General features: G+C 35.2%; 10 protein-coding genes and 1 pseudogene. 2 read left to right on the plus strand and 9 right to left on the minus strand.

Annotated features, from left to right (window positions below; all coding sequences use genetic code 11):
• Positions 1-19 precede the first annotated feature (19 nt).
• Positions 20-481: a hypothetical protein gene (locus IEX81_RS10830; protein ID WP_188803184.1), complete on the plus strand. Its 462-nt coding sequence runs from the start codon at positions 20-22 to the stop codon at positions 479-481.
• Between the two features lie 506 nt (positions 482-987).
• On the opposite strand, the gene IEX81_RS10835 is transcribed toward IEX81_RS10830, so the two are convergent.
• The 4 genes from IEX81_RS10835 to IEX81_RS10850 form a co-directional block, all read right to left on the minus strand.
• Positions 988-1506 carry a DUF1643 domain-containing protein gene (locus IEX81_RS10835; protein ID WP_188803186.1) on the minus strand — a complete coding sequence of 173 codons (519 nt, stop codon included), beginning with the start codon at positions 1504-1506 and terminating at the stop codon, positions 988-990.
• Between the two features lie 183 nt (positions 1507-1689).
• Positions 1690-1974: a hypothetical protein gene (locus IEX81_RS16595; protein ID WP_229727571.1), complete on the minus strand. Its 285-nt coding sequence runs from the start codon at positions 1972-1974 to the stop codon at positions 1690-1692.
• Between the two features lie 401 nt (positions 1975-2375).
• A complete protein-coding gene (locus tag IEX81_RS10845; protein WP_188803188.1) occupies positions 2376-3989 on the minus strand; it encodes an IS1634 family transposase in 1614 nt (537 codons plus the stop codon).
• A 357-nt stretch (positions 3990-4346) separates the two neighbouring features.
• Complete coding sequence (locus IEX81_RS10850; protein ID WP_188803190.1) at positions 4347-4778, minus strand: hypothetical protein; 432 nt, start codon at positions 4776-4778, stop codon at positions 4347-4349.
• 63 nt (positions 4779-4841) lie between these two features.
• On the opposite strand from IEX81_RS10850, the pseudogene IEX81_RS16955 reads away from it, so the two are divergent.
• Positions 4842-5098: pseudogene (locus tag IEX81_RS16955) on the plus strand (IS1634 family transposase); the annotation flags it as partial.
• A gap of 362 nt (positions 5099-5460) precedes the next feature.
• Here the strand turns inward: IEX81_RS16955 and IEX81_RS10860 are convergent.
• The 5 genes from IEX81_RS10860 to IEX81_RS10880 all read right to left on the minus strand — a co-directional run bounded on the left by IEX81_RS10860 (position 5461) and on the right by IEX81_RS10880 (position 11772).
• Positions 5461-6702 carry a glycosyltransferase family 4 protein gene (locus IEX81_RS10860; protein ID WP_188803194.1) on the minus strand — a complete coding sequence of 414 codons (1242 nt, stop codon included), beginning with the start codon at positions 6700-6702 and terminating at the stop codon, positions 5461-5463.
• Between the two features lie 329 nt (positions 6703-7031).
• Positions 7032-8177, minus strand: a complete 1146-nt coding sequence (locus tag IEX81_RS10865; protein ID WP_188803196.1) for a glycosyltransferase — start codon at positions 8175-8177, stop codon at positions 7032-7034.
• 25 nt (positions 8178-8202) lie between these two features.
• Positions 8203-9696 (minus strand): hypothetical protein, encoded by a 1494-nt coding sequence (locus IEX81_RS10870; protein WP_229727572.1) that lies wholly within the window; start codon positions 9694-9696, stop codon positions 8203-8205.
• A complete protein-coding gene (locus tag IEX81_RS10875) occupies positions 9647-10798 on the minus strand; it encodes a glycosyltransferase family protein (RefSeq protein WP_229727573.1) in 1152 nt (383 codons plus the stop codon). Before IEX81_RS10875 ends, IEX81_RS10870 begins: the two co-directional genes overlap by 50 nt.
• Positions 10799-10830: 32 nt before the next feature.
• Positions 10831-11772, minus strand: a complete 942-nt coding sequence (locus tag IEX81_RS10880) for a glycosyltransferase family 2 protein (RefSeq protein ID WP_188803202.1) — start codon at positions 11770-11772, stop codon at positions 10831-10833.
• Positions 11773-11972: the final 200 nt, after the last annotated feature.

Below are 11972 nucleotides of genomic sequence, written 5' to 3' on the forward strand. Positions count from 1 at the left end.
AGAAAGAGGCGGTTCGATTATGGGTTATCAAGTCGGTGAGTTGGCCGTTGAGTTTATTAAATCAAGATGCAACGTATACAAAAGAAAGGGGTTTGAAATTGTTCTGAGCAAAGAGCACAAGCTTGATCATCACGCGTTTGTCGATGACAAGTTTGTCAGTCTGCTCGGCCGTGAATGGATGAACGATGAGGAAAAGATGGAGATTGCCATTAAGGAGCTCAAAGACCTGATTCTTCATTTAAAAAATCTCATTGGCAAGACATTTTCACCATCACAGTTGGACTCTGAATGCAAGTTCTTCGTCGGATGCCAAGCTCGTATTCGACCTAACAATTGGCAACAAGTCTCGGAAAAACAACAAATTACCTGCTCCAAAAAAGGATTTACAAAACCCGCGAGCTTCAGAGTTCACTTTGATGTACTTGTGGAGGCAGGCTTTGAGGAAAGTGTGCTTATCGTGACACAGATTGAGAGAGTATAATAAACCGATCTTTGAAAAATGATTATATGACCCCAAAATCATTTGGGGTTTTTATTTATCCAAATTTTGAAATCGATAGTATTTATTATGATAATGCTCTTGCCAATATGGCTTTATCAACCCAGAGGTTTTACCCCTTAATTTATTTTTTGCATCGTTTCACTTAGATCATAATATTTTATTTAGAGTGAGATATAGTATGGTGATCAGTTGAAGTATTTTGTGGGGATCAAGTCTTTTTTTGTGTAAATTCATCTCAGGAAACCAGCCGAGTATACTCAAAAAATAGCTTTATAAAGCCATTCTTGGAATTTGTGTATCTATCAACTGTCGAACTTGAATTTGCGCCTACTTTCAAAAACACATGCAAGAAACTTTGATAGAAGAAACTACAAACTATTGTGGAACGCTAAGTGAGCATAACCGGTTTCAGTCCAATAGTTTCTTTCTTGTCATGTACTCAGGCAGAATAAATAGATTCTCCGAAACTATTTTCCAAAATGAGATCAGTGTTCTCTTTCAATAAAAGTAAAGTCATAGTCGATAAGTTCCCAGGAAGGATTGAGGAGTGACGGATGCCTCGGAAAAACGCCTTCTTTATCCCTGAAACATTTGAAAGTGCATGACAGATGAGCTAGCAGAGAAGCTACCTGTCTTTTTCTGTTTATATTTCCGTTTCTTGTCCATCCAATGATGACCATATCTGCAGCTGAACAGGTTGACAGAATAAACTGATCGTTTACCTGACCCTGATCCTGTTTCGCCTGATTAAGTTTACTTGGGTCTGTTGACCGATAGGCAAACAAATTAATAACCGAAAGTGTGCCGAAACCATGATCGACAAGATAATTGGTCAGATTCATGATCGTTCTATCCAGTTTTATTTCTTCTGCCGTACTGGGGTTAAGCATTAACACGGCTGCTATGGGTTTGTCCGCATCCCAGGTTTTGGTTAAAAGATAACGGTATTTTTCATCGTCAGAAAAAGCAGCCTGACAATGAACTGTTGCTTCCTTCCATTTCATTTTTCTTCCCTGCCCATCACTATTCATTTCTAGATAAACACGGTTTTTCAATGAAATTGCACGACTGATCGCCCCCCTCAAATGCCTGTATCGCCAACATAGTCTTTGCTACACTGCGATGAAAGGCAGCAAAGTTCCCTTTCTTCTCATCACTATCGAGCGGCCCATAGTAGCGGTACCGTCTTAGCCGCAAGAACTTCTTCGAACTGTTTCAGATGACTGTAAAAGTAATTCAACAGATCGACCGTTGGAAAATACACCAGCGTCTTCTGTCCTCTGTCTTCTTCTCACAAAGTTCTTCAACCATTTACTTAGCAGCCCAAATTTTGCCTTGCGATAGCCATTATTATATTTCCCATAGTTTCTTTCTGAAGACTGCGCATGCATCATCAGATCATCACGTTTCACATAATCCGAAGTAGCAATCGGATTGACCATGTTCAGACTGTCAAACGTTTCCGCATACATTTCTTCCGATCCGCCGTATATGGCCGTAGCCGTAAAGCTCGCAATTGGAACTTATGCTTCTTTCTCAGTCGGGCTAAATAGTGACCCAAATACCAGTAATCCACATGGAACGGTTTTCCCCAATGGTCACTATACGCGCTTCGTCAATTATAAATAGCCCGAGTCTTCTCGATCCGATAAGCATTTCAATGTTCGACCGGCTTAGCAAGGTTTCTGTCGATATATTGAGAATATCGATCTCTCCATCTTGAACTATCTGATTATATTTTACCAGATAAGTAGGATGCTTTCTTTTTCTCTGTCGTATTGGCCCCATCCAGATAGAATCAGGGGGTTAATCCTGCTTTTCACTCCGAAACTTGAGTACCTTAATAATAAGAACAACCTGAATTCCCATGAATTTATACCAAGGCAGGTGGATCGACCCCAAGGGCTTGATAAAGATCCATCTGCTTTTTGGTGAGTTCGCCAATATGCGTATGGCCACCGGGTTGACGGTACTGCTCGACCACATCCAGCTCATCCAAAAGTTCCTGGATTGTGTACCGTTTGAATAATTGATGTTCGCTCATCGCCTTTTTTATGTAGGAAAGATAGAACAGAGCGATGAATTGGACAAAAAGTTTTCCCTCAAGGTTTTCTTCGGAAGAGACAGAAGTTCGGCGAAGATTTAGCCGTTCTTTTAAATTTCCGAAGGCTTTCTCGATCAGATCCTTTGTCCGATAGATCTCCAGCGCCTCAATGGGATCTTTGATCCCATTGGAAATAAGGGCGAAGTAGCCAAAATCCCTTTCCGCTTTGGCAATGGCCTCGTTTTTTGGCGTCAGGGAAAGCCCCCTGACGGGCGTTTCCTTCCACTTGTAGTAACGCGTATAAAGCCTTTCATGTTCCGGGTTTCTCCTACCGGACTGCAGTTCTTCTTCCAGACGGTCCAGCAGTTTATTGAAGGCCATCTTATCATCGGTCGCCTTCTGATCATTATAGAAAAGATGAAGGTACAGCCTTTTCTTATCGGTCATGAGTTCCCCGGTTCGTTTCTTGACTTCGGAATAGTCCCAGTCGGTCAGAAAAGAGACATAATAGAGATTGCAGCCGGAATCATAGTGGGCGCGTGTGATCATTTTCTGGCGGACGTCATCCAACGTCTTGCGAACGAATTTCAGTGACGTTCGGGCACCGATCAGAAATTTCACATGGTCCTGATAGAAGGCATTGATATTCTTCTCACTGTAGAAACCGCGATCCATCACGACTTTTACTTCCTTTTGCTTGAGAAAGTCCACATCAGCGAGCAGGGTACGTATCGTTTTGACATCGGCAATATTGCCCGGAAGCTTGCGATAAGCGACCGGCAAACCGGAGGTCTCTCCATATAGGAGTGCCAGGTTAATCTGCGGCAACGGATCATGATCCTTGTTTTTACCGTATTTGACCTGTTTCAGCGCCTTAGAATAGGATGAAACGGAGGTTGTATCGTAAGCTAGATACTCCTCACGGAGACGTCGCTTGCTTTGAAGAAGGAAGAAATGGTGTTTGGCGTTCTCCGTGATCGAGCCGAACAGTTCACTGCTTCTCTGGGAGGGCAGACTTTTCCCGTAGGGATGCACATGGGTCTTCGCCCAACGGGAGAAACGGCTCATCGGATTGCGATCCTCCAGGACCAGATAATAGGCCAGGGAGAGGATCTGCGGGTACGATTCCGGAAAGCAGCGGGCCAGGTCTTCTGTGAGGCCAAGTTTGGCGCTGATGGCGTCAAACAGATAGGTTGCCCCGTAGAAACGGCGCTGATAGGTGGTCGACGGCACGGGACCGCGCTTCTTTTCCTTTTGGTTGATGATCTCTTTCAGACCGTCGGTATACTTTTTCGACGGAATGAGCTCGCCGGTTACTGGATCCAGCTTACCGATGCATTTCCGGTGATTCCGTGTCTGCTTCTTTTCTTTGTCCCAGTACCCTACGGATTCATATACGTAAGTGATCCCGGTTTTCTTGTTCTTCAAATGGACGAGTGACATGTGCATCCCTCCAAAACATGGTATAATTATACCATGTTTTGGCAAAAAAAGCAACACTAAAAAAGTTCAAATCCCCGAATATTAAAGGATTTAAGCTCACTTATTGGTATAAATGTCCGGGAATGCAGGCAATAAGTGCCAGCTATAATGTCCGTAGGACTTTATAGCTGGCACTTATTTTAGGAAAGGAAAGAGGACATCTCCGTGTAATCCTACTTACACGAAGATGTCCTCCCCCAACACATTCAGGTTTTATATATCTTATAGCATTCAACCCTAATGACACTATACCAGTAAATATAAAATGCTGTTTGTATTTTCTGATACCAATTATCCATAAACCATAAATTATCACTGTCAAGAAAACGTGATAAGGAATACATCGGGAAAGGTATTTTCATCAGTGGGAATACCCATTGACTTTCTTCCGCTCAAAATAATGTTTTTGTACTGGGCCTGTTGTGATCTATTTACTTTATCATGTTCGGTAATAGGTTCCAGTAAATCAAATACCTTTTGAACCATATCTTGATCGGCAGTTAAGTAAATCTGCCCTACCAGCCCCGACATTGCAGCATTAACGCTATTATCATGAGGAAATTTTATAACTCCTAACAGTTCAATAAAACGCAAATACCGCTGTTCCTGTAAATCGCTTTTTCTTTGAGCAGCATCTTTTTCCATAGTTGCTTTAAGTGTATATTTTGCTGTTACATACGCAGAAGTAATTCCGGCAATGACCGGTGCAATGGCTTTAACGCATTCTATAACAACCGTGCCTACATCCATTATTTGCACCTCTATTTGTGAAATTATAAGATTTTACACAATATAAAATTGCATATAGACAACAATATGCGGCGAACCTCAGTATCTTCTGAGGAAAACCTTTCGTTCAATTTCTAGCTCTGTTCTATCTCTCGTACATAAAAAAAGCCATGAGTGATCATGACCTGTTTAAAAAATATACGTTACAGGAACTATTAGATGAACTGGAGGTCATTGAGCAATACCGTCAACCTGGAGGCCATACTCATATTAGTGAGTTGACCAAAAAGCAGATTGAGCTTTATCATCTTTTGGGTGTTGAACCGCCAACCTTGGTATAATTTCACGGGAATTCAGGCTTAAAGTCAATGTAGCCGCGATCAAAGACGTACATGGCTTCCTCATCGACCAGAGCATACAGTTCTGTCCGGTCATGAATCTGAGCCGGCGTCAATACTGCCTTTTCTGGAAAGACCTGCCCCTTGCCCATGAACACAGGGCGAGATGCAGTTTAACCCCTGCTTTTGTTTTACGGAAATGCGCCCATGGGAATTGTTTCAGGTTCATGGTGATCGTTGTGAAATCGCAGCCGTTTCACATCCGGCACAGGGTTTCCTTTTACCCTGGCAACAAGCTCCAAAAAAATCATCATCTTGAGCTGGGGATCAACCATGTTATCTTTCCTTGTCGCTAAATTTGACGCTTAACTTTCCTTATTCAACTTGATATCCTCATTTATTTTAAATTCTTGATACATATATTCTTTAAAAGATCCAGACACTAAGTCATCAATTAATTTATATTTATTAAACGAATGATTTTTTACAATCAGACTTAGAATTTTCTCTAATTGGTCAGTTCTTTTCTCCCATTCATAGTTTTTTACAGTATCAAGAGCACGTTCAACAATCGCTTGCAATTGAAACGGGTGCATCACTGCATAAATTATTTTCTCAGCAATTGCTTCAATTTTTCTTGGCTCAACAACAAATCCATTTACATTGCTATTCAAATAATCCTCTACACCATATTGAGTTGAAATTACAACACTTCCACAAGCCATCGCTTCAATAGGTGGTAAAGGAAAACTTTCATACCATGATGTTAATAGTACTATGTCTGAATTTTTATATAGATCTGCTAGATCCTCATTAAATAATTTGCCACAATAATGAAATTGAGTATCATATTCTTTGGCAGGGGGCTCAAGGCCAAATACATTCCAATTAATAGTGTACCCTTTTTCTTCCAGATTTTTCCTGGCTATTTTTATAGCTTCAGCTGCATCATTAAATCCTTTCCACTCTCTCTTTTCATCAAAAAAGCTCACAAAATTCCAATCTTTTTTTTCAATATATTTATCTTTGTAATTAATTTTTGAATTAAAAATACTTAAATCAATTCCTGGATTCAACAAATAGGAATCTTGGTTAAATTTGGTTTTTAAAAGGTTTTGCAACCATTTAGAGTTTGAAATCTTGTAAAGAGGTAAATTGTAAGTATTTCTTGTAAAAAATCTCTTTGTCGTATCTTGAAAGAACAGTTCCTCGAAGTGCTGCATATGATAAATAGAAATTGTTTTATTTGATAAATAATCTGCTGCGTAGGCTGTCCAACTAAATGTTGCTATAGTGATATCTGACTCAACCCAATTTTCAATTAATTTTTTATTCATATTTAAAATCTTAAACCAACTAGCCAGTTGATCTAATTTTTTATTTTTTTTCAAGTATGAAAAAACAGTACTTTTTATCCTATTTTTTATTCCCCTTTTGTTATTCCCATTTAATCGTTCTTTCCAAATTCCTTTTTCCCATTTTATTGATTCAGAAGGTGTTATTGCATAAACTTCATATCCTCGAGCGTCAAGGATATCCATAAAATTATAAAGCACAATGGAACCACCAGTTTTTCCAAGATTCGGCATCAAGTATGATATTTTCAAAGAAATTGCCCCCATCAATTAATAGATCAAATAGTTTTGAAGAAAAGACGAAATAATATGTGTAGCATTTTCTTAATAATCAACTTGCATAGTTATTTATTCAAACATTATTAAAAGATCCTATTATCTTCATAACTGTTGAGTTCAATGCAAATAGTACATAATAGATTACCCAATATTTTCAAATAGCCAATATCCCTTTTTTCAATTAAAACCATTAGCAAACTTTCTTATATTCCTTATCTAAAAGAAGATTGTTATAAAAATAGGCGATAGTATTTTTTTATAAGATGAAAAATGATCCCTTTTTTAAAGAGAATGTATTTGAGTTAACCTAATACCTCGTCGATTTTGTTATCTATTTTTTCAACAAATCTATCCCAACTATATTTTTGTGCATTTTTTCTAGCTTCTAAGCACATATTGTTTAAATTCTTATTAGCTAACACTTTATTCATTGCTTGAGAAAAAGCAAACTTATTGTTGTCAGTTAAGTATCCTGTAACATTATTAATTATGCTTTCTTTTGGTCCTCCATTATTTACAGCAATAACAGGCTTTCCTGCAGCCATTGCCTCAACTGGGACAATTCCCCAATCCTCATTTGGGGGGGTAAAGATGACTGCCATACAGTCCTGATAAAGCCTTAACAACGTTTCATCATTAGGAGAAACAACAAATTTAATCATAGAATCCCCTTGAGCTAATGCTTTTAATTTCCTGAAATATTCTTCACTTTTTTTGTCAACAACTCCTGCCACTATAAGCTTAACATGTTTCTCCTTAGCTCTAGATATTTTATAGGCTTCTATTCCCATTTCTATATTCTTAGTCCACATCATTCTCCCTGGAATTAAAAAATATTCTCCAGCGGTTATATTCAAATTTGTATATCTCTTTAAATCTACACCAGGATGAGCTATTGAAACAATTTCTTTACTTGACAATCCAGCATCTAGTACTCTTTTTTTCACTTCATTACTGTTGCATATTACTCTTGAATATCTTTTCCATGCCCTTTTTTCAATCTGTTTAAAAAAGAAGCCCGCTATTGCTAATTTATATACCGCACTTTTACCATTCAGTTTAATATATCTCTTACGCGAAAAGGAATCATAAATTACTTTTAAAGGCGTATGACAAAAACAAATTATTGGTTTTTTTTTATTTACTTTAAAATTCATTAAATCCCCAAAGCCCTCACTAGAAATTAATACTAGATCGCCACTAAATTTAACTTTTTGAAAAACGATCACTAAAAAAGCCTTTGTGATATTAAAAAAATCTCTTTTAACAGGTATTTTGGTTAACTCTATAACATTAAGATTTTTAAATTCTGGAAACGTATTTTCAGGTTCAAAGTGATTGGTGTATATTGTCCAAGTATGTTTACTTCTTTTTACTAACTCTAAAATTGTTTTTTCTGCTCCTCCCATTAAATAAATCCAGGGATGATATAGTGCAATTTGCGCCAATTTTGCTTTCCTCCTACTTACTTTCTTAAAAAAATTTCTTGCTCTTTTCTGATACAGAAATCATGGCTGCTATAAATAAAAATAATAGACCCAAGGCATTAAATTGAAATACACCTTCTGAAAAAAGACTTGCTGAAAAGCCTCCCATTAACAGGCCACTTAAGAATATTTTTAGTTGATTTTGATTATCATTTGTAAATTTTATCGCTTTTATTCTTAACATCAATAAAACTATTAATAAAATAAATAATAGTCCACCTAAAATCCCAATTTGACTTAAGAGACTTCCAACTGTACTCTCTCCGCCGCTTATTAAATTATTATTGTTACTACCGGCAACCAATGTCGCTAAATTTCCTGAACTTCCTAAACCTTTTCCTAAAGGATATTCGATAAAATCTTTAACACCATTTGTAAGTCCGTTCAAATGATCCATCACGGAGCTATCTGTTCTTAAAAAAAGAGTAAACAAGCCAGCACTGATTCCAAAAGTTAGAAATGCGACTAATTTTCCTATTTTTTTAAATCGTACTAATGCCCAAAAAGTGATGCTAACTAAGGAGGTTAAAATACCACCTTTACCTAAAGTTAATATTAGGCAACTTGAAATAAGGATTGTATTCAATACTTTTGTTTTTGAATAACAAAAATTTAAAACCAGCACAAAAGAGAGGAAAAAACTAAGCGCAACAGGATCAATTAACAAGGAAGAAGCTCTTCTTATCGACATGCCAAAAGCAGGGGAATAGAAATTTCCTGTTAATCCGCTAATATTTATTGTTCCGCCTCCATATATATCTGAATTAGCTCCAAACATTAATGACAAATATTTATCTCCACCAAAGAATAATAATGGATCCATTCCCAAAAAATACGGGAGGATAAAGATTTCCATAATACCATAAACTGAGAAGATTACACCCAAGGAAATTATTAACCTAGACAATTTTTTTATAGAATTTTCATTAAAGCTCTCTGAAAAAGCAAGCATTCTGCCTATAAAAAACAGAAAAACAAAATTAAATATTTGCTTAAAGCTCCCCAGCTTTAGGTTAAAATCAATATGACCAATAGGTAATATTAGATAAACGATACCCATGAGTAAAAAAATAAATGCAATTCTATCAATTAAATTTCGTTTTAAAATGCCTGTAAAAATATCCAGTCTTTTTAAGATTAAATAAAAAAACAAAACATATATTAAAATATCTCTGCAAAAAACATAAAAATATTTAAAGGTGGAAGCGGAATTTAATGAAAATGAATTACTTAAAACTAGAAAAATAAAGTTTATAAATAACAAAACTAGAACAAAAACATAAGTCATGTTTAAGTAGCTAGTGTTTAAAAATTGAAAAGAGAAAATAGTAATTGTTATTATCAAACCCATTATAATTCCATTCATACTATTAACAGAAGTAAAAACCACAATAATAATAGCTAAAAATTCAAGAAACAGATTTATAGACTTATTTTTCTTCCAAAAGTTCTCTATAAATGGCAACATGGCGCGAAGCAACATCCTCCCAACTAGTCAAATTACCCCTCTTAGGAGTTATTCTAATCTCTCTGTATTTTTGAATTGCATCAATCATTGAGTTGACATCATGTGGTTCTACAAAACAAATATTTTTTCGCTTGTCATAACCCAATTCATTTTTATCTAAGGTTGTTGTAATAGTAAATACTCCCTGTGTTAAGGCAGCATTTACACTTCCATTTTTAGACGAATATCCATTAATAAATGGAAATATGCTGGCAACACCCAATTGAAGCGCCATTCCAACTTCATTTTGTGTTAAATAATCAGTACTAATAATTTTATCCTTAATATGATATTCATTTATTAATTTCTCTAAAGATTTTCTATATAGATTGTCAAATTTCAAAGAACCAATATATAACAAGTGATAATCAGTTTTTCTTATTATTTCTAATATGTCTTCAAAACCCTTTTCTTGATACAACATTCCAAAAAACGAAATATAATCTTTGGTACTTTTAAATCCAATTTTTTCTTTAAATATTTTCATCTCTTCTTCAGTATACTTTGCTTTTTCAATATTTGATGGAACTGGTAAAACGCTTATTTTAGCCTTATTTCTTACCCCACTAATTAATTCAATATATTTAGGGTCTACTACATAAACATAATCTACATATTTAATGCCCCTTGAATACAGCTTTCCAAAATAGTAATCAACAAAGTATCGTACTTTATTAATTAGCTTTATTGAAAAGTTTTTGTTAATACTATAAGCTAACCCCCTCGAAATATCCTTATTGGGAAATTGGTGAAACGTAACAACTACTTTAATACCTAATTTCATTAAGATTTTTACTGATCTAAAATATGATAAGTTGAGGATAGGATTCTTTGTGATTGAATAAGCAATATGAAAATGTACCAAATCAATATCGCTTTTTTTTACATGATTGATTAATTCTTTTACGTAGTTATTTTTTCGCAGTACAAAAACATTTTTTTCATTTGACCTTTTTGTAAAAGTTGCAAAATAAATTTCATTATCTTTTGAAATGTTCTTTGCAAGATTTGATACATAGTCGCCAACCCCACAACGCATTGGAGGCAAATTATCGCTAAAAAAACAAACTCTCATTGTATTATACCCTTCCTTTAAATTCTTCATTACTATCTTTTTAACATCCCCATATTAACAAAAAGCGCATCCTTCATTGCTTTGAGGATTAATTCAATCCTTTTAATCTTTTGTTCTTCATTCATTATAAAGATCTTCAAAAATTTTTTTACTCCGTTAAATAACATACCCCAAAAAGCTATAAAAACAGCAAACTTATTTTGAGTCCTTTTTATTGTAACGAATGGATTTCTAATATAATAGTAAGTAACTTCTGGAGAGAGATTTAATGCTCCTCCTGATGACTTTGAAACCTTGTGATAAACGACTGATTTTGGTATATAAACTAATTTCCATCCAAACTTACTAGCTCTAATATTCCAATCAACTTCTTCACAATATAGAAAATAATCTTCCATCATGAAGCCTATTTCATCTAATAATTCTTTTCTAAATAATAGACTACACCCTGTAATGTAATCAACCAATTTTATATTATTAAATTGACCGGTATCAATTTGTTTATTTCCAATGTGTTTTGTGAACCCTGTCATCTTATTAACTAAACCCCCGGCATACCAAATCGTATCTGAGTTATAATAATATATTTTAGATCCAACAATACCAATATTTTTATTTTTTGAAATTTCTTCTACTAAATAGAGTAAAGCTTTAGGATCAACTACGGTATCATTATTTAACATCCAAAAATATTCAAATCCTTGATTTAGTGCTTGCTTAATAGCAATGTTATTTCCACCAGCAAATCCTAAATTTTCATTTGATTTCAGTAATTCAACGGCATAATCCAAAGATGTTTGGGTAATAAAAGTTTTTAATAGATGATAAGAATTATCTGAAGAACCATTATCGACAATGAATACCTTGAAATCGTTATAACTCAACTTTCCAATGCTTGCTAAACATTCACTTGTGTCTTTATATCCATTCCAATTAACAATAATGATTGCAACTGAGGTCTTATTCCTATCCATCTATTGTTTCTCCTATAAAAGAAAATTAATAAAAATGTACTTTTAGTCAATGTTTTACCACCAAGGCATTATTCAATATGCATCATGTGAATTTAAAACAGAAGTAACCGTTTTAAATATCAACTTTATATCTAACTGGACAGTCAAAAGTTCTCAGCGACTATGAAATCAGTAATTCGTCCTCTGATGCAGGTGTTTCC

It is taken from the genome of Sporolactobacillus putidus (assembly GCF_014647035.1).
In the GTDB taxonomy this organism is placed as follows: domain Bacteria; phylum Bacillota; class Bacilli; order Bacillales; family Sporolactobacillaceae; genus Sporolactobacillus; species Sporolactobacillus putidus.